Origin of the sequence: Metabacillus fastidiosus NBRC 101226, from assembly GCF_001591625.1 — a bacterium.
GTDB lineage: Bacteria > Bacillota > Bacilli > Bacillales > Bacillaceae > Metabacillus > Metabacillus fastidiosus.
Map to the genome: position 1 here is coordinate 1 of NZ_BCVG01000072.1, position 20,033 is coordinate 20,033.

16 protein-coding genes are annotated in these 20,033 nt (G+C 37.8%); all 16 read left to right on the forward strand.

The genetic code is table 11. From position 1 onward, the window contains the following. Positions 1-27: 27 nt before the first annotated feature. Entirely contained in the window at positions 28-1,557 is a 1,530-nt protein-coding gene (locus BFA01S_RS15330; protein WP_066232437.1) for an acyl-CoA carboxylase subunit beta, read from the forward strand. 211 nt (positions 1,558-1,768) lie between these two features. Continuing rightward, positions 1,769-2,647 (forward strand): 2-dehydropantoate 2-reductase, encoded by an 879-nt coding sequence (locus BFA01S_RS15335; protein WP_066232440.1) that lies wholly within the window; start codon positions 1,769-1,771, stop codon positions 2,645-2,647. Between the two features lie 338 nt (positions 2,648-2,985). Next, positions 2,986-4,620 carry a bacillithiol biosynthesis cysteine-adding enzyme BshC gene (gene bshC / locus BFA01S_RS15340; protein ID WP_066232442.1) on the forward strand — a complete coding sequence of 545 codons (1,635 nt, stop codon included), beginning with the start codon at positions 2,986-2,988 and terminating at the stop codon, positions 4,618-4,620. 102 nt (positions 4,621-4,722) lie between these two features. After that, positions 4,723-5,154, forward strand: coding sequence for a division/cell wall cluster transcriptional repressor MraZ (gene mraZ, locus BFA01S_RS15345; RefSeq protein ID WP_066232470.1), 432 nt, complete (start codon positions 4,723-4,725; stop codon positions 5,152-5,154). A gap of 59 nt (positions 5,155-5,213) precedes the next feature. Continuing rightward, the gene (gene rsmH / locus BFA01S_RS15350) at positions 5,214-6,149 is read left to right on the forward strand and encodes a 16S rRNA (cytosine(1402)-N(4))-methyltransferase RsmH (protein ID WP_066232446.1); all 936 of its coding nucleotides are present in this window, start codon (positions 5,214-5,216) and stop codon (positions 6,147-6,149) included. A gap of 23 nt (positions 6,150-6,172) precedes the next feature. Then, positions 6,173-6,535 (forward strand): cell division protein FtsL, encoded by a 363-nt coding sequence (gene ftsL / locus BFA01S_RS15355; RefSeq protein WP_066232449.1) that lies wholly within the window; start codon positions 6,173-6,175, stop codon positions 6,533-6,535. A 5-nt stretch (positions 6,536-6,540) separates the two neighbouring features. Next, positions 6,541-8,733, forward strand: coding sequence for a penicillin-binding protein (locus tag BFA01S_RS15360; protein ID WP_429996101.1), 2,193 nt, complete (start codon positions 6,541-6,543; stop codon positions 8,731-8,733). A gap of 62 nt (positions 8,734-8,795) precedes the next feature. Next, positions 8,796-10,724, forward strand: a complete 1,929-nt coding sequence (locus tag BFA01S_RS15365) for a stage V sporulation protein D (protein WP_066232452.1) — start codon at positions 8,796-8,798, stop codon at positions 10,722-10,724. 174 nt (positions 10,725-10,898) lie between these two features. Next, positions 10,899-12,365, forward strand: coding sequence for a UDP-N-acetylmuramoyl-L-alanyl-D-glutamate--2,6-diaminopimelate ligase (locus tag BFA01S_RS15370; protein ID WP_066232476.1), 1,467 nt, complete (start codon positions 10,899-10,901; stop codon positions 12,363-12,365). A 246-nt stretch (positions 12,366-12,611) separates the two neighbouring features. After that, positions 12,612-13,586 carry a phospho-N-acetylmuramoyl-pentapeptide-transferase gene (gene mraY, locus BFA01S_RS15375; RefSeq protein ID WP_066232454.1) on the forward strand — a complete coding sequence of 325 codons (975 nt, stop codon included), beginning with the start codon at positions 12,612-12,614 and terminating at the stop codon, positions 13,584-13,586. Beyond that, positions 13,587-14,942 carry a UDP-N-acetylmuramoyl-L-alanine--D-glutamate ligase gene (gene murD / locus BFA01S_RS15380; protein WP_412758786.1) on the forward strand — a complete coding sequence of 452 codons (1,356 nt, stop codon included), beginning with the start codon at positions 13,587-13,589 and terminating at the stop codon, positions 14,940-14,942. 66 nt (positions 14,943-15,008) lie between these two features. Then, entirely contained in the window at positions 15,009-16,109 is a 1,101-nt protein-coding gene (gene spoVE / locus BFA01S_RS15385; RefSeq protein ID WP_066232458.1) for a stage V sporulation protein E, read from the forward strand. Positions 16,110-16,249: 140 nt separating this feature from the next. Further along, positions 16,250-17,341 carry an undecaprenyldiphospho-muramoylpentapeptide beta-N-acetylglucosaminyltransferase gene (murG, locus tag BFA01S_RS15390; protein ID WP_066232461.1) on the forward strand — a complete coding sequence of 364 codons (1,092 nt, stop codon included), beginning with the start codon at positions 16,250-16,252 and terminating at the stop codon, positions 17,339-17,341. Between the two features lie 43 nt (positions 17,342-17,384). Further along, a complete protein-coding gene (gene murB, locus BFA01S_RS15395) occupies positions 17,385-18,293 on the forward strand; it encodes a UDP-N-acetylmuramate dehydrogenase (RefSeq protein WP_066232463.1) in 909 nt (302 codons plus the stop codon). A 190-nt stretch (positions 18,294-18,483) separates the two neighbouring features. Beyond that, a complete protein-coding gene (locus BFA01S_RS15400; protein ID WP_082800020.1) occupies positions 18,484-19,278 on the forward strand; it encodes a cell division protein FtsQ/DivIB in 795 nt (264 codons plus the stop codon). Beyond that, positions 19,268-19,972 carry a DUF881 domain-containing protein gene (locus BFA01S_RS15405; RefSeq protein ID WP_066232482.1) on the forward strand — a complete coding sequence of 235 codons (705 nt, stop codon included), beginning with the start codon at positions 19,268-19,270 and terminating at the stop codon, positions 19,970-19,972. Before BFA01S_RS15400 ends, BFA01S_RS15405 begins: the two co-directional genes overlap by 11 nt. The last annotated feature ends 61 nt before the right edge of the window (positions 19,973-20,033 follow it).

Genomic DNA, 20,033 nt, shown 5'->3' on the forward strand with positions numbered 1-20,033 from the left:
TCTACTTAAACAGGAGGTGGAAAAGGAATGAAAAAAGAGCAGCAGCTTTATGAGAAAATAGCAAAAATTGAAGCTGGCGGCAGCGAGAAATACCATGAGAAACTGCGTAAGCAGAATAAATTATTCGTAAGGGATAGACTGGCTCTGCTTTTTGATAAGGGTGAATATATAGAGGACGGAAAGTTTGCTAATAGTGAAGCAGGAAATTTGCCTGCCGACGGTGTTGTGACAGCGATTGGAAAAATAAATGGAAAAACTGTTTGTGTCATGGCAAATGATGCGACTGTTAAGGCGGGCTCATGGGGAGCAAGAACGGTAGAAAAAATAATCCGGATGCAAGAGACAGCAGAGAAAATGAAAGTACCGATCTTTTATTTAGTAGATTCAGCAGGGGCGAGAATTACGGATCAAATTGATATGTTTCCAAACCGGCGCGGTGCGGGGAAGATATTTTATAATCAGGTGAAATTATCAGGAATGATTCCACAAATATGTCTGCTTTTTGGACCATCTGCTGCTGGCGGAGCATATATTCCAGCATTTTGCGATGTCGTCTTTATGGTCGATGGAAATGCTTCTATGTATTTAGGTTCTCCACGAATGGCAGAAAAGGTGATCGGAGAGAAGGTAACGCTAGAAGAAATGGGTGGCGCGAGAATGCATTGTTCTGTAAGTGGATGCGGTGATTTTCTTTGTGGAACAGAAGAAGAGGCAATAGCAAAAGCAAGACGTTATTTATCCTATTTTCCGCAAAGCTATATGGAGAAGCCTTGTCAAATAGATAGTGTTTCACCAAAAGAAGGAAAAAAACTTGCTGATATTATACCTGAGAATCAAAATATTCCATTTGATATGTATGAATGTATTGATACCATCATTGATGAGGACAGTTTTTTTGAAATAAAAAAGTTGTTTGCAAAGGAACTCATTACCGGTTTAGCACGATTGGATGGGAAGACAGTCGGTATTATTGCGAACCAGCCGAAAGTAAAAGGTGGTGTCCTATTCATTGATTCTGCCGACAAGGCTGCGAAATTTATTTCCTTATGTGATGCCTACCATATTCCTATTCTCTTTCTCACTGATGTACCTGGATTTATGATTGGTACAAATGTTGAACGGGCAGGCATTATTCGCCACGGGGCGAAGATGCTTGCAATGATGAGTTCTGCAACAGTTCCAAAAGTTTCTGTGATCGTTCGAAAAGCATATGGTGCAGGACTTTATGCGATGGCAGGACCAGCATTTGAGCCTGACTGCTGTCTCGCTTTACCGACAGCACAAATTGCGGTGATGGGACCTGAAGCGGCTGTAAATGCCGTTTATGCAAATAAAATTGCTGAATTAAAAGATCCAAAGGAAAAGAGTCAATTTATTAGAGAAAAACAGGAAGAATATAAAGAACATCTTGATATTTATAAACTTGCTTCTGAAATGATCGTTGATGATATTGTTGCACCAAATTTGCTTAGAGCCGAGCTGATTAATCGTTTTTCTGTCTATGAAAGAAAGAGTCTTTCCTTTAGTGAAAGGAAGCGCCCTGTTTATCCGGTTTAAGCGTCCATCTTTTACAAATGAAGAAAATTTGTTTTAAAATAAAGTGAAACTTCTATCAGTGGAGGTTTTTGTACACCCTTCACTGATTGTTAGGTAAGGCACGCAGGATACGGGACACACATACGTTGCTCGCGTGACGTGGTGAAATTAGTATGTGTTCCGTTAAGGTTGGGATAAAAGTAAGATTACAAAGAGGGCATGGTGAAATGTTGTGCAAATCGGTATTATCGGCTCAGGAGCGATCGGCTTATTATTTGCTCATTATTTAGGGAAGCATCATGAAATAAATGTTTATACGAGAAGGGAGAGCGGAGCGCAGTTGTTAAATGAGCGAGGAATGGAGCTTACTTTTAATACAGAGAGTTTAACAACTTCTTTAAAAGCGACCGCAAAACCAACATACGGGGAAGAGGTTTTATTTATTGCAGTAAAACAATATCAGCTTAAACCTATCGTTCAGAAATTAAAAGAGATGCCCCGGAAAACGATTATATTTTTACAAAACGGAATTGGACATCTCGAATTTTTTTCTGAACTTTCTAAGCATGAACTATTTGTCGGTATTGTTGAACATGGAGCATTAAAAATAGATGAACGGACTGTTTGCCATACTGGTGTCGGTGTGACGAAGCTTGCAGCTGTCCATGGAGAAAGCTATGTACATAAAGTTTTTGAAAACGAAGATGAATATTTTTTATTTAAAATAGAAAATGATTTTCATGAACTGCTAATGGAGAAGCTAATTGTAAATGCGGCAATCAATCCATTAACTGCTTTACTTCGCTGTAAAAATGGAGCATTATTCAAAAATAAAGATTATCAACTTTTAATGGAGCGAATTTTCAAAGAAGTATACTGCTTATTTCCTTTTAAGAAGGGGGAGGCTTCTTTATGGAATCATGTAAATTCCATTTGTAAGAAAACGGCTGAAAATGAATCATCTATGCTAAAAGATATAAAAGAAGGACGGCCAACGGAAATTGATGCAATTATAGGTTCTTTACTAGAAAAAGCAGAGAAGATGAAAAAAGCTGTTCCTTATTTAACTTTCGTATATTATGCTGTGAAGGGATTAGAGCAGGAGAACTAAATGGCAACTGACACGTTTTTGATAACATTCAGCTTAGGAGCCTGGATGTTAGGGTTATAAGCTGTCTTCGGATTGAGGATAAAACGCAATCTTCTATTCGAAATCGTCTTATGCTTGTTGGGGCTTTTCTACTTGTTTGACATCTAGCTTCAGCGGCTAGCTGCTCGAGTCATAAGTCATTTCAGAATTGAAGGTAAAGAACACCTTCTATTCTGACCTGCCTTATGCTTGTCTGGGCTGAGCAAGTCACTTCCGCTTTTGATATGGAAATGCTATACTTTTTTAGGTTGTGAAAAACATGGCAATCAGCAACATACGCAGAAAGGAAGTTACATAATATGGAGATTGTTGAACTCTCCCTGAAATCTTCAAACACTTTTGTGAATGATTTACATAAAAATAAATTACCGAATGAGTTATTTTTTTCATATAATATTCATGATGAGAACGTTTACTTTAAGCGGATTGAAGATATAAAGAGACGTTCGTTTAAACGTGACCAATTAGTAGATTATTTAAAAGGATATTCAGAGAGATTTGCTAAAAGATATCCGAAAATGATAGAAAATATGGAAAGATTGCGTGATCCAAATAGTGTCGTTGTTATTGGCGGACAGCAGGCAGGTGTTTTAACAGGTCCGCTGTATACGATTCATAAAGTTATATCGATACTTGTTCTTGCCCGTGAGCAAGAAGAGAAACTTAATGTTCCGGTCATTCCTGTCTTTTGGATCGCTGGTGAAGATCATGATTTTGCAGAAATAAATCATGTTTTCGTTTCAGAAAATAAACTTATCAAGAAAAGAGCAATGAAACATGAGCTTGATTATTTAAAAAAACTGCCTGTTTCTGATATTCAGATTAACGATAGAACATTCGTAAATTGGACAAAGGAGATTATCGAAACGTATGGTGAAACTGATTTTACGAATAGATTGCTTGAACAAATAGAAAAATGTACGAGCCGAGCTGATTCCTTCGTCCAAGTTTTTGAGGAACTTATTTTAGAAATGTTTCAAGATGAAGGTCTTGTTCTAATTAATTCCGGTGATCACCGTTTACGTGAACTTGAAAAGAATTGTTTTTTTGAAATAATTGAGAAGAACAGTGCAGTAGGACAGGCAGTTCAAAAAAAACAGGATTGTATGAGAGAATATGGCTATAAGCCGATCATTGAGATGAAAGAGGAAAGTGCTAATCTTTTTTATCATCATGATGGTGAGCGATATTTAATGGACCGATGTAGTGAAAATGAATTCAAAGTTGAGGATTTAGGTCTTGTATTTTCTAAAGAAGAGTTAATCAAACTAGTTACTGAATCACCTGAGAGATTCAGCAATAATGTTGTAACAAGGCCGCTTATGCAGGAGTTTCTGTTTCCGACGCTCGCCTTTATTGCAGGTCCTGGAGAAATAACATACTGGGCAGAATTAAAAGAGGTATTTTCATTATTTGGTTATGAGATGCCGCCTGTCGTGCCAAGATTAAATATTACGATTTTAGAGCGCAGTATTGAAAGAGATATGAAGGAACTTGATATAAGTTTAGAAGAAGTGCTTGAAAGAGGAACAGAAGGGGCAAGGGAAGCTTATTTGCATGCTCATACTCCGGTTGAGATGAAGCCGTTAGTCGATGGAGCAAAAAAAGAGATTGGAGCGATTCATCGCCAATTAAAACAGGCAGCTCTAACTATTGATCCGAGCCTTGAACCATTGCTTCAAAAGAATGCTTTTTTAATTGAAAATCAATTGGATTTTCTAACGAAAGTAGTTGATAGAAGAGTGAAAGAGCAAAATGAAGTAGAGCTTTCTAAATATCGCCGTATTGAAAATGCATTGAAACCGAATGGACAACTACAAGAGAGAATATGGAATATTTATTACTTTTTAAACAAATTCGGTACGGATTTTGTAGTGGAATTGACTAATTTGTCATATACCTTTAATGATAGGCATAAAATTGTCAAAATTTAAATAAAACTTTTTAATAAATCCTGTTGTTACAGGGTTTTTTTTTATATATAAAGCGTGTAAAATAAGAGGTGGAGAGAAGTGGGAGAAAGTGGTGACCTTGGTATGTTCATGGGAGAATACAAACATACGATCGATGCTAAAGGTCGCATGATCATACCGTCTAAATTCCGTTTGGAACTTGGAGAGGTGTTCATCCTTACACGAGGTCTTGATAAATGTTTATTCGGTTATCCGCTGTCGGAATGGCGGCAAATAGAAGAGAAATTAAAGACACTCCCGCTAACAAAAAAAGACGCTCGTGCTTTTACCCGATTTTTCTTTTCTGGTGCGATGGAATGTGAGCTTGATAAACAAGGAAGAATTAATATTTCCGCACCGCTTATGCAATATGCAAAACTAGAAAAAGAATGTGTCGTGATCGGTGTTTCAAATCGGATTGAGTTGTGGAGCAAACCTATCTGGGATGAATACGTAAAAGAGCAGGAGCAATCATTTGAAGAAATTGCTGAAAACATGATTGATTTTGATTTCTAATTCCGGACGGAAAAATGGACAAGCTAAACAATGAAAACGATTTGAAGGTGGTTACAACGATGTTTAAACATAGAACAGTTTTACTAGAAGAAACAGTTGATGGACTAAATGTGAAAAGTGATGGTACATATGTCGATTGCACCCTTGGAGGAGCCGGTCACAGTGAATACTTATTATCACAGCTTGGAGATGGAGGCCGGTTATTTGCTTTTGATCAGGATGATGCAGCACTTAATCATGCAAAAGAAAAACTTCAGCCTCATTTAGAAAAGGTAACTTTTATAAAAAGTAATTTCCGCTTTTTAAAAGAAAGATTGGAAGAACATGGTGTTCATAAAGTAGATGGAATTTTATTTGATTTAGGCGTCTCATCTCCGCAATTAGATACACCTGAAAGAGGATTTAGCTATCATCATGATGCTCCGCTTGATATGAGGATGGACCGTGATGCATCTATCAGTGCCTATGATGTTGTCAATGAGTGGCCATATGAGGATCTAGTAAAAATCTTCTTCCGCTATGGAGAAGAAAAGTTTTCTAAACAAATTGCTAGGAAAATCGAAACATTTCGGGCAACTAAGCCGATACAAACTACGGGGGAGTTAGTAGAGCTAATAAAAGATGCAATTCCTGCCCCTGCGAGAAGAAAAGGCGGCCATCCTGCAAAAAGAGTGTTTCAAGCGATTAGAATAGCGGTAAATGATGAGTTGAAGGTATTTGAAGAGGCAATTGAGCAAGCAATTGAACTTCTGGCGCCAGCTGGAAGAGTAAGCGTCATCACTTTCCATTCGCTTGAGGACCGAATTTGCAAAACGACGTTTAAGCAAGCTTCTGAATTACCTGAACTTCCGAGAAATATACCAATGATACCTGAACAATATAAACCGAAAGTAAAGCTGATTACGAGGAAACCTATTTTACCTTCAGATGAAGAGATAGAGGATAACAACCGGGCGCGATCAGCAAAACTTCGAATTGCTGAGAAGTTAACATGATTTAAAAGGGGGTTTTCAACATAATGAGTAATTTAGCGACGAAAATTCAGGAGGTACGTCAGGAAAAACTAAGGCAGGCACCAGTACAGCAGACAGTTGTTGTCAAAAGACGTGCAACAATTACTTTAGGTGAGAAAGTACTGCTTATTGTATTTGCTTTATTCTTGCTTATTGGAGCAATTAATATAATCGCCAACAGCTTTCAAACGTATCAAACGAATGTCGAAATTCAAAAAATGGAGAAGGAAATTCAAACTCAGAAACAAGTGAACAATGATCTTCATGTTCAAGTAGAAGAGCTTAGTAAACCTGAACGCATCTGGGAAAAGGCAAAAGAATTAGGACTTAAACTAGACGAAAATAAAGTAAGAAACGTACAGGATTGATGAAGATGAGACCGGTGATAAAGAATAAAAATATAAACAGAGGAGCCGCAATATTATCATTAATATTTGCTGTGCTCTTTTTTATCGTATTCGCGAGATTTTTCTATATTCAGGCGACAGGGGAAGTACATGGCGAAGCATTGGTAGAACGTGCAGAAAAGATGTACAGCAGAACGAAAACACTTGAAGCTTACCGAGGGAAAATATTAGACCGTAACGGTGAAGCGATTGCTGAAGATACTTCTTCCTATAAACTTATTGCTATCCTAGATAAAAAATTAAAGGGAGAGCATGTTGTAAATCCTGAGGAAACAGCTGAAAAATTAGCTCCTCTAATTGGAATGAAGGAAGAAGAGGTTGAAAGAATTTTAAAGAAAGACGCAAAGCAAGTGGAATTTGGGGCGAATGGCCGTGATATCAGTCAGACCTTAAAACAGAAAATTGATGATCTTAAACTTCAAGGAATTACATTTATTCGCGATAAAAAACGATTTTATCCAAATGGAACCTTCGCTTCTCATTTAATCGGATATGCCCAAAAAGATATTGATACTGGTGAAACAATTGGGATGTTCGGGATAGAAAAAAGTCTTGAAAAGTATTTACAGGAAAAAGACGGTTATTTACGTTATGAAAGTGATCAAAAAGGCTGGAAGCTTCCGAATGGGAAAGAAGAGATTGTCGCTCCAAAAAATGGTGATAATGTTTATTTGACCATTGATCAAAAAATTCAAACATTTCTAGAAGATTCGATGAATGAAGTAGCGAAGCAGTATAAGCCGGAAAAAGTGATTGCTGTCGTTGCTGATCCAAAAACAGGACAGATTCTTGCGATGGGGCAACGCCCGAGTTTTGACCCTAATAAGCGGAACATTAATTATTATTATAATGATGTTGTGTCCTACCCATTTGAACCAGGTTCCACGATGAAGATTTTCACGCTGGCAGCAGCGATTGAAGAGGGTGTTTATAATGGGAATGCTTTTTTTTCATCAGGTTCTTATATGGCAAGTAAAAGGGCACCGTTAATAAAGGATCATAATAAGAGCGGCTGGGGCTCTATTTCATTTAATGAAGGTGTTCAGCGCTCATCAAATGTTGCTTTTTCTATTATTGGAAAAGAATTATTAGGAACAGATCGTTTGTATGAATATTTTTCTAAGTTTGGATTTGATAAGAAGACAGGTATTGATTTGCCGAACGAAGCAAAAACAGTGCTGAATTCAAATACAGAATTTGATAAAGTGATAAGTGCGTTCGGACAGGCAACAGCCGTTACGCCAATTCAGCAAATTCAGGCTGCAACGGCGATTGCAAATGGTGGGAAAATGATGAAGCCATATGTTATTGATAAAATTGTTGATATTGATAAGGAAAAAATTGTTGAACAGCATAAGCCTGAAGTTGCCGGCCAGCCGATTTCTAAAAAGACATCAGAAAAAGTGCTCGATATATTAGAAACAGTTGTTAGTGGGGAGCATGGAACAGGAAAACCATTCCAAATAGAAGGCTATGATGTTGCTGGGAAAACAGGAACGGCACAAATTGCTGATGGTCCAAATGGCTATTTAAGAGGAAATGACAATCATGTTTTCTCTTTCCTTGGAATGGCTCCAAAGGAAGATCCTCAATTAATTGTCTATGTTGGAATTCAGCAACCAAAATTAAATGGTCAAGCAGGTTCTACACCAGTGTCGATGATTTTTAATACGGTCATGAAAAACAGCCTGCAATACTTGCAGATTAAGCCGACAGAAAAGGATAAGAAGGCTAATAAAGTAGAAACTGGTGAAACATTACCATTGCTTCGTGAAAAAACATTGAAAGAAGCATCAGAAATAGTAAAAGAGAAAAATTTCAATATTGTTGTACTCGGAGATGGCGATAAAATTATTGATCAATTTCCTGAAGCAAAAACAAGTATCATTGCAAATGAAAAAGTTTTAATACAAACATCCGAAAAAGTAAAAATGCCTGATATAATAGGCTGGTCTAAACGAGATGTTATGAAACTTGCAAATTTATTAGAATTAGAGCTGGAATCAAATGGTCACGGATTCGTTACGAAACAAACGATCAAAAAAGGTTCTGTCATTAAAAAAGGTGATAAACTCGTTATTCAATTAAAAGATCAATTGCCAAAAGAAAAAGAAGAAGATGAGAAAGAGGAACAGGAACAGCAAGCAGAGGAAAATTAGTTCTACTGACTTTTGTACAAGCATATATTTGAACGAGCCTTAACGAGGGGGAGTTTAACTATATGCGCGTATCGAACGTTACTGTTAGAAAACGTCTAGCATTAACTTTGCTATTTGGTCTTATTATCTTTCTCATCATTGACATCCGCTTAGGCTATGTTCAATTTTACCTCGGTAATAAGTTAACTGGGTTAGCGAAAGATTTATGGAGCCGTAATATTCCGTTTGAACCAGAGCGGGGAGAAATTTTAGACCGCAATGGTGTAGAGCTTGCAACGAATAAAAGTGCCCCGACGATTTACATCGTACCAAGGCAAATTGAAAATCCAGCTGACACGGCTGAGAAGCTTGCAGCGGTTTTAAATATGTCAAAGGAAAAAGCATATCAGCATATTACGAAAAAGGAAATGAGCGTTAAGATTAATCCTGAAGGCAGGAAAATAAGCCATGAAAAGGCGAATGAAGTACGGGCTCTCAGTCTAAAAGGTGTGTATATTGCCGAGGATTCAAAAAGGCATTATCCATTTGGGAATTATCTCTCCCATGTGCTCGGTTTTGCTGGGATTGATAATCAGGGATTATTAGGGCTTGAATCATATTATGATGAATATTTAAAAGGTGAAAAAGGCTATGTGAAGTTTTACTCTGACGCAAAAGGACGGCGAATGCCTAATGAAGCGGATGATTATAGCGCACCTGTTGATGGACTGAATTTAAAACTGACGATTGACTCGCGTGTGCAAACAATTATTGAGCGTGAGTTAGATAATGCACAGGCGAAATACAAAGCAGATGGAATTATTGCGATTGCAATGAATCCGAATAATGGAGAAATTTTAGCAATGTCAAGCAGGCCGGGCTTTGATCCTGCTAATTTTAAAAATGTAGATCCGACAGTTTACAATCGCAATTTACCTGTTTGGAGTACGTATGAACCCGGTTCTACTTTTAAAATTATTACACTTGCGGCAGCTCTTGAAGAAAAGAAAGTTGATTTAGAAAGAGATACTTTTAATGACCCGGGCTTTGTGAAAGTAGAGGGTGCAACATTAAGATGCTGGAAAAGAGGGGGCCATGGCCACCAAACATTTTTAGAGGTTGTGCAAAACTCTTGTAACCCAGGGTTTGTCGAGCTTGGGGACCGACTGGGAAAAGAGAAGCTATTTAAATATATTAAAGACTTCGGTTTTGGTCAGAAAACCGGAATTGACCTGCAGGGAGAGGGAAGGGGAATCCTCTTTAATATCGACCGAGTTGGACCAGTTGAACAAGCGACAACTGCTTTTGGTCAAGGAGTATCAGTTACGCCGATCCAGCAAGTAGCAGCAGTGTCGGCAGCGGTTAATGGGGGTATTCTTTACACCCCATATATTGCAAAAGAATGGATTGATCCCGCTACAAATAAAGTTGTTAGCAAGACGACACCACAAGCGAAAAAGAGAGTTATTTCTGAAGAAACATCAAAGCAAATCCGCTATGCACTAGAAAGCGTCGTTGCACAAGGGACGGGTGGAAAAGCTTTTGTTGAAGGCTACCGTGTGGGAGGGAAGACAGGTACAGCCCAGAAGGTAAAAGATGGAAGATATATGGAGAATAATCATATCGTTTCTTTTATCGGAGTTGCACCTTCCAATAATCCGGAAGTCGTCGTCTATCTCGCTGTTGACAATCCGAAAGGGACCGTTCAATTCGGGGGCCAGGTAGCAGCACCAATCGTTGGGAATATTATGAGAGATATTCTTCCTGAGCTAGGTGTGAAACCTAGTAAAGATCAAATTGATAAAAAGTATAATTACTTAGACAAAAAGAAAGTGGAAGTACCGAATGTTATAGGGTTGACGAAGCAAGAGCTTGCGGAGCAGCTTGTTAATTTGGATATTGATGTTTCTGGTGAAGGAGATATCGTTGTGCAGCAGTCACCACAGGAAGGTGTTAAAGTGGATGAAGGCTCGACATTAAGGCTTTATTTAGGAAGTAAGAAAAATGAATAAATGGTAAGAAGAAGCATGGCATAACAACTATGCCATGCTTTTTACAGTTTTTCATTAGGAAGTGATAGCTCTTTTTCCTTAGTTGAGATAAAATAAGAACTAAATGGAAACATAATAATACTTTAATTCTTCCTTAGATTAAGTCAACTTAGATAACGAGAGGATTTGGTGGAGATGAAGTTAAATGAACTCCTTACATACTTACATGAGCCATTATTAAAAATAGAAGAAGATATTGAAATTACATCGATTGAAATGGATTCTCGTGCAGTAAAGGAAGGAAGCCTTTTTGTCTGTATTGACGGTTACACAGTTGATGGCCATGATTATGCAGATCAAGCAGTTGAAAAAGGGGCTGTTGTAATACTTGCGGAAAAACCTCTGCAAGTAAATGTACCAGTTATTATCGTAAACGATACGAAAAGAGCAATGGCGCGTTTAGCTGATGCTTTTTACAGACAGCCGACACAAGAACTCCATTTAATCGGAGTAACAGGAACGAATGGAAAAACGACGACAACACATATTATTGAAAAAATCATGGCAGAAGCACATAAGAAAACCGGATTAATTGGGACGATGTACATAAAAATTGGTGATGAACAAGAGGCGGTGCAAAATACAACGCCTGAAAGCTTAACCTTGCAAAAAACGTTTCGTAAAATGCGGGATAAAGGTGTAACAAATGCAATGATTGAAGTTTCTTCTCACGCACTTGACTTAGGTCGTGTCCATGGCTGTGATTTTGATGTAGCTGTTTTCACAAATCTGACACAGGATCATTTGGACTATCATCATACAATGGAAGCTTATAAGCAGGCAAAAGGACTTTTATTCGCACAGCTGGGTAATAATTTTAATGTTAACAAGCCGAAATTTGCTGTTTTAAATCGTGATGAAACAGTGTGTGATGAATATATTAAAATGACTGCTGCAAAAGTTTTAACATATGGAATTGATCATAAGGCAGATGTAATGGCTAATAATATCACGATGACGTCAAACGGAACGACATTCGATCTTATTGCCTTTGGAGAGAAACGTACAGTTAGCGTGAACATGGCTGGGAAGTTCAGCATTTACAATATTTTAGCTGCAGCGTGTGCTTCTCTTGCTTCTAATATCGATCTCGATACAATTGTAAGGGCAATTGAGAAATTAGAAGGAGTGCGCGGAAGATTTGAACTTGTTGATGGCGGACAAGATTTCACAGTAATTGTTGATTACGCACATACACCAGACAGTCTTGAAAATGTACTTTTAACGATTAAGCAATTTGCAAAAGGAGATATTTTCTGTGTCGTTGGCTGCGGGGGTGATCGTGATAAAACGAAGCGTCCACTTATGGCACAAATTGCAGCAGAGCATAGTAATGAACCGATTTTTACATCAGATAACCCGCGCAGTGAAGATCCAGGCATGATTTTAAAAGATATGGAAGCAGGCGTTTTAAATAAACATTATCATTCCATTTTAAGCCGTGAAGAGGCTATTTCGTTCGCAATAAAGAATGCGAAAAAGAATGATGTCGTATTAATTGCTGGTAAAGGTCATGAAACATATCAGCAGATTGGGAAAGAAGTATTTGATTTTGATGATCGGGAAGTTGCATTAAAAGCGATCAGTGAACTAAATAAGTGAGAATAGTTACAAGATAAACGTAATGCGATCTTAAAATAGACATAGGTTCCGGCCTTTGTACAATATAATCAAATGAAGGCGGCGTGGGCGAAATAGATAGAGTTTCTAGGCTCCGTCCCTTTTCCATAAAAGTATAATAGGGAGAAAGAGAGTTTAAAATGAATGAATTAAAAAGAGAAAAACATATTTATGGGGCATCTTCATATGATGATGACGTAATCATGGTTAGGGAGGAGGAAGTGAAGCATGCTTGAACAAGTTATTATTTTCACAATTTTAATGTCATTTTTAATAAGTGTCTTACTTTCTCCAGTTATTATCCCGTTTTTAAGACGGTTAAAATTTGGTCAAAGTATCCGTGAGGAAGGGCCTCAGTCTCATCAAAAAAAATCAGGAACTCCAACAATGGGCGGGGTCATGATTATTTTATCAGTTGTTATTACGACAATTGTCATGACAGGGAAATTTTCCGAAATGAGTGTAGAAATGTATTTACTTCTTTTCGTAACAGTTGGGTATGGGCTGCTCGGATTTTTAGATGATTTTATTAAAGTTGTCATGAAAAGGAATTTAGGTCTTACATCAAGACAAAAGCTGCTCGGCCAGGTCATTATTGCTGTTATTTTTTATATTGTTTACACGCAGTTCGGCTTTTCTACAGAAATCGGTTTCCCTGGAACAGAATGGTCAATTGACTTAGGATGGGGCTATCTTGTTTTAGTTACTTTCCTTTTAGTTGGCGGTTCCAATGCAGTTAACTTAACAGATGGTCTAGACGGTTTATTATCAGGAACAGCGGCAATTGCTTTCGGTGCATTTGCAATTCTTGCATGGAATACGATGCAATATGATGTAGCTCTTTTCTCTGTCGCTGTCGTAGGTGCTGTTCTAGGTTTTCTCGTTTTCAATGCTCATCCTGCAAAAGTATTTATGGGGGATACCGGGTCACTTGCACTTGGGGGAGCAATTGTAGCAATTGCGATTTTAACGAAGATGGAAATTTTACTTGCTTTAATCGGCGGCGTATTCGTTATTGAAACATTATCCGTTATTATTCAAGTTATATCTTTTAAAACAACAGGAAAACGTATTTTTAAAATGAGTCCGCTTCACCATCATTATGAACTTATTGGCTGGTCAGAATGGCGGGTAGTCGTCACATTTTGGACGGTAGGACTAATCTTTGCAGTGCTCGGAATTTATATTGAGGTGTGGTTATAGGTGAGAAATATGACAGAATATGTACATAAAAATGTCTTAGTTATTGGACTGGCAAAAAGCGGTCTGGCAGCAGCAAAATTATTAAAAAGCCTTGGAGCGAATGTGACAGTAAATGATTTAAAGGCGAAAAAAGAAGATACAGCAGTACAGGAATTAGAAAGCCTTGGTATAGAGGTCATTGGCGGGGGACACCCGCTTTCTTTGATTGAAGATGCAGATGTTCATCTCATCGTCAAAAATCCGGGTATTCCTTATTCTAATCCGTTAATTGAAAAAGCTGTACTAAAAGGAATCCCGATTATTACGGAAGTAGAACTTAGCTATAAAATTTCTGAAGCAGAAATTATCGGTATAACAGGTTCGAATGGGAAAACGACAACAACAACTTTAATATATGAAATGTTAAAAGCGAATCACTCTAAGGCTCTTATCGCTGGAAATATCGGAACGGTTGCCTGTGAGGTAACAAAGGAAGCTAAGGATGATGAAGTCGTTGTTATGGAACTTTCTTCATTCCAGCTTATGGGCACGATCGAGTTTAATCCGAAAATTGCTCTTGTGTTAAATATTTTTGATGCACATTTAGATTATCATGGTACGAGAAAAGAGTATGCCGAAGCGAAGGGAAAAATTTTCGAGAATCAGACGAATGAAGACTTTGCGATTGTTAATTATGATGATAAAGAAGTGTGTGAACTGGCTGAAAAATCAAATGGGAAACTTATCTATTTTTCTGCATCACAAAACATAGGTAAAGGTGCGTATATAAAAGATGACACGCTCTTCATGGATGAAGAGAAAATCATTAATATAGATGAGATTGTTTTGCCAGGAAAGCATAATCTTGAAAATATTCTTGCTGCAATTGCAGCTGTGAAAATATATGGTGTTAATAATACGGCAATCCGTCATGTTTTAACGACTTTTTCAGGTGTGAAACATCGCTTGCAATTCGTTGGTGAAGTAGAAGGAAGAAAGTTCTACAATGACTCAAAGGCAACGAATATATTAGCAACGACAAAAGCACTTCAAGCATTTACAAAACCAACTATCTTATTAGCCGGCGGACTTGACCGGGGTAATGAATTTGATGAATTAAAGCCTTCTTTAAAAAATGTAAAAACTCTCATTACGTTTGGAGAAACAGCGCCTAAACTAGAGAGGATTGCAAAGGAATCCGGAATAGAAGTAATAAAACGTGTCGATAATGTGGAACAAGCGGTTTATGCGGCGTTTGATGCTTCAAATGAAGAAGATGTCATCTTACTTTCTCCAGCTTGTGCAAGCTGGGATCAGTATAAAACTTTTGAAGAAAGAGGAGACATGTTTATAAACGCTGTGCATAAGCTTAAGTAAGGGCTTGTACGCAGTTTTGTGTCGATTAAAACAGCCCTTAATCTAAGAAACCGGGGTGTATTAGCGTTGACACAAAAAAGGTCTACACCAGACTTCATATTAGTAATTTTAACGTTGCTCCTTTTAACAGTAGGACTTATTATGGTTTACAGTGCTAGTGCGGTGTGGGCAACGTATAAATTTGATGATTCATTTTTCTTTGCCAAAAGACAGCTATTATTCGCAAGCGTCGGTGTTATTGCTATGTTTTTCTTAATGAATATAGATTATTGGACATGGCGGACATGGGCGAAAGTGCTTGTTATCATCTGTTTCTTTTTACTTATTATCGTTCTCGTTCCAGGGATTGGTATGGAAAGAAACGGTTCAAGAAGCTGGATTGGCGTCGGTGCGTTTTCGATTCAGCCGTCTGAATTTATGAAGCTTGCGATGATTGCTTTTTTAGCGAAGTTTTTATCAGAAAATCAGAAGAAGATAACGACGATTAAAAAAGGGCTCTTTCCTTCTTTAGGTCTCGTTTTTCTCGCTTTCGGAATGATTATGCTTCAGCCAGACCTTGGGACAGGAACTGTTATGGTCGGAACTTGTATCGTGATGATATTTGTCTCCGGTGCGAGAATAAGCCATTTCGTCGGTCTTGGTTTGATCGGCATAGTCGGGTTTGCTGGTTTAGTTATATCAGCGCCTTATCGAATCAAACGGATTACATCGTTTTTAGATCCGTGGGAAGATGCTTTGGGAAGCGGATTCCAAATTATTCAGTCATTATATGCAATTGGTCCGGGCGGGCTTTTTGGACTTGGTCTCGGTCAAAGCAGGCAGAAGTTCTTCTATTTACCTGAGCCGCAGACAGATTTTATCTTCGCTATTTTAGCAGAGGAGCTCGGATTTATCGGAGGGTCTTTTATTCTGCTTCTATTTGCACTCATGCTTTGGCGCGGTGTGAGGATTGCGCTCGGTGCACCAGATCTTTACGGAAGTTTCCTTGCAATTGGTATTATTACGATGGTCGCTATTCAAGTAATGATTAATATTGGTGTTGTTATCGGTCTGATGCCAGTAACCGGAATCACTTTGCCGTTACTGAGCTATGGAGGATCTTCATTAACACTTATGCTTATGGCGATTGGGGTATTGTTGAATATAAGCAGATATTCTCGTTATTAGCTCAGTATGAAAATTGCTAGAAATATGTCATTTTCCTCTATGAGAATGGCTTGTTTTTCCGCTATAATATAATTAATTGACCCTGTTGAATATAACAGGGTCAATAATGTTTACAATTAAATAAAATTGGGGGGCCCGAAATGAAAGTTGTCGTAAGTGGTGGAGGTACAGGAGGTCATATTTATCCTGCGCTCGCACTTATTAATGAAATGAAGAGAAATGATGAAAACATTGAGTTTTTATATATAGGGACTGAAAAAGGGCTTGAGAAAGGGATTGTGGAAAGAGCTGGAATCCCATTTCAATCAATTGAAATTACAGGTTTTAAGCGCAAGCTATCTTTAGATAATATAAAAACAGTGATTCGCTTTTTAAAAGGTGTGAACGACAGCAAAAAAATGCTGAAGCAATTTAAACCGGATGTCGTTATTGGTACAGGCGGATATGTTTGTGGACCTGTCGTTTATGCTGCCGCGAAATTAGGTATTCCTTCTATCGTTCATGAACAAAATAGTTTGCCAGGTATAACGAATAAATTTCTAGCTAAGTATGTGGATAAAGTAGCGATTTGCTTTTCAGAAGCAGAAAAATATTTTCCAACCGATAAAGTCGTATTAACAGGAAATCCACGTGCATCCGAAGTAATCGGTGCTGACGGTAAAAAAGGGAAGGAAAGTCTAGGTCTTACAAACGGGAAAAAATCTGTCCTTATTTTTGGAGGAAGCCGTGGGGCGAGAGCAATTAATAATGCTGTTTTACAAATAATTCCTGCTTTAAAGAATAAAGACTATGAAGTCGTTTATGTAACAGGTGAGGTCCATTATAAAAATGTGATGGAAAAGATCGAAAAAATGAGTTCACCGCCGAATATTATTATAAAACCTTTTATTCATAATATGCCAGATGTACTTGCGGGAATTGATTTAATCGTTTCGAGGGCAGGGGCAACGTCACTTGCAGAAATTACTGCTCTTGGACTACCGAGTATTTTAATTCCTAGTCCATATGTAACGGCAAATCACCAGGAAGTGAACGCACGCTCATTAAGCGATCATGATGCGGCAATTTTACTTAGTGAGCAAGCCTTGAATGGAGAAGTATTATTAGCGCAAATGGATGAAATTTTATTAAATGAGCAAAGGCTTACTCAAATGGCCGAAGCTTCCAAAAAATTAGGTATTCCCGATGCGGCAAAAAAACTTTATGATGTTATGAAACATATTTCAAAATAATTTCGTCTTAATAAATACATATAATGCAAGGAGGAGGTAGACTATGAAATCTTTACTTACTAAATTAGTAGAAGCAGAAGTGGGAAAAGTGATTGAAAATGAACCGCTTGCACATCATACGACGATTAAAATTGGTGGACCGGCAGAAATATTTGTGGAGCCTAAAAATATAGAGTCACTAAAAAGAACACTGACAATTGTCCGTGAACATGATGCCTCTTTTCGCGTCATTGGCAGGGGATCGAATTTACTCGTTTCTGACGAAGGAATGAAAGGTGTCGTCATTAAACTTGGTCAGGGACTGGACGATTTAGAAATGGATGGGGACGTCATTACAGTTGGTGCCGGATACTCGCTTGTTAAGCTTGCGACAGTTCTTAGCCGCCAAGGTTTTTCAGGGCTTGAATTTGCAGCAGGAATTCCAGGATCGCTCGGCGGGGCTGTTTATATGAATGCTGGTGCGCACCGTTCTGATATGTCCAATATTCTTGTGAAGGCACATATTCTCTTTGAAGATGGGACTACGGAGTGGCTCACAAATGAGCAGATGGAATATTCATACCGGACATCTATCCTGCAAAAGAAACGACCTGGAATTTGTCTTGAAGCTGTTTTAAAGCTGTCTCAGGCGAAAAAAGAGGATGTTCTTGCAGTATTAAAGCAAAATAAAGATTATCGCCGGGATACACAGCCGTGGAATTACCCTTGTGCTGGAAGTATTTTTAGAAATCCGCTGCCAAATTATGCTGGTCAATTAGTGGAAGAAGCAGGCTTGAAAGGATACCAAATCGGCGGTGCAAAAGTGTCTGATATGCATGGTAATTTTATCGTTAATGCCGGTGGAGCGAAGGCAAAGGATGTTTTAGATCTTATTGAATATATCAAAAAGGAAATTTTAGAAAAATACGATATTACGATAGAAACAGAAGTCGAAATTATCGGCTCAAATTAGTTAAGAAACGGACCCAATCCTTACCTATTTTATGTTATAATGGGACATACATGGAATAAGGGCAGCTTTATTTTGTAATGCTAATAAAAGATGCAAAAATGATGAAAAGTTTTTGAATTTTAAACGGCATGCATATGCCGTTTATTCCTTTTTATAGTTATATATTGTTCCCTAGAATGGGGTGGGAAAAGTGGAGAAAAAAGTCGTTTCTTTAGAAGATCGCATACCTAAGCTGCAAAAGCAGCGGAAACAGAAGGCAAATCGCAGATTAATTACATTTCTTTCGATTTTTTTTCTGCTTATATTGCTCGTTATCTATTTTCAATCCTCTCTTAGCAAGGTTTCAAAAATTGAGGTAAAGGGAAATAGTTCTGTCTTAACAGATAAAATTATCGAACTTAGCCATTTATCCAATACGACAGGATTTTGGAGTATAAACAAAAAAGAGGTTGAAAGCTCTATATTAAAAGATCCGTTAATTAAAAAAGTTACAATCGAGAAGCAATTGCCAAACTATGTATTTTTAACGGTGGAAGAATACAAAAGTATTGCCTATGTTGAAAAAGGTGAAAGTTATTTTTCTGTACTTGAAAATGGATTTATTTTTTATGAAAAGGAAATTACACATCCGGCGGATGCCCCGATTCTTATTAATTGGAAAAGGGAGAATGAGCTGAAGGAATTAGTAGAGGAATTATTAAAAATTCCAGTAAGTATTCGTAATTCGATTTCAGAAATTCATCATACCCCGACTAAAACAGATCGGTGGCATATGACTTTATATATGAATGATGGGTATGAAGTAAGTGCAACAGTTCGTTCTTTTGCGAAGAAAATGGCTATCTATCCATCCATTGTTAGTGAGCTTGATCCAGATATTAAAGGCGTTATTCATCTTGAAGTTGGCTCCTATTTTGAATCACACGAAAAAATAGAAGATAAGGGAGATGAAAAAGATGAGGAAAAGGCTCAAGCTGAACGGTAAATATGCGATTCTTGCATTCGTCTTTCTAGTGCTTGGTTTTTTAATTTCCTTTTCCTATCAATTGACAAAAGAGAGAAAACCGAATAATACTATTGCCGAAGAACAGTGGAATAAAGAGTATGAAACACGGAGCTTACTTATTAAGCAAGAGGAAAGTAATGCTAAGCTGCAAAAGGAATTAAAACAAAAGCAGGAAAAAGTCCGTGAGTTTGAAAAAGAGTTAAAAGATCAAAAGCAAGTATACTTTAATTTAGTTGAAGATGTGGAAAAATATCGGATGTTTGTCGGTGAAGTAGGCGTTAGCGGCAGCGGCATTGAAATTACGCTGGAGGATTCTTCTTACATACCAGATGGTGAAAATGTAAATAATTACATCGTTCATGAAAGCCATATTTCAAAGGTTGTGAATGAACTTTTCATATCAGGCGCAAATGCGGTGGCGATAAACGGACAGAGATTGCTGAATGATTCGTATTTCTATTGTAATGGGCCTGTTATTACGATCGATGGAAATCAGTATCCGGCACCATTCGTCATTACCGCAATCGGTGATCCTACAGTCCTCATTCCAGCGTTAAATATTGCAGGCGGTGTAACAGACCAGCTTGCATTTGACAATGTTGTTGTCACAGTTGAAAAAAAAGATGAAGTGAAGATGGAACCAGTGCTTCAAGATAAAAATGCTTCATCTTGAAATGGTTGATTTTGAAAGCTTGTAACTTCATTAAGTTTATCCCAGCCTTAACGAGCAGTAA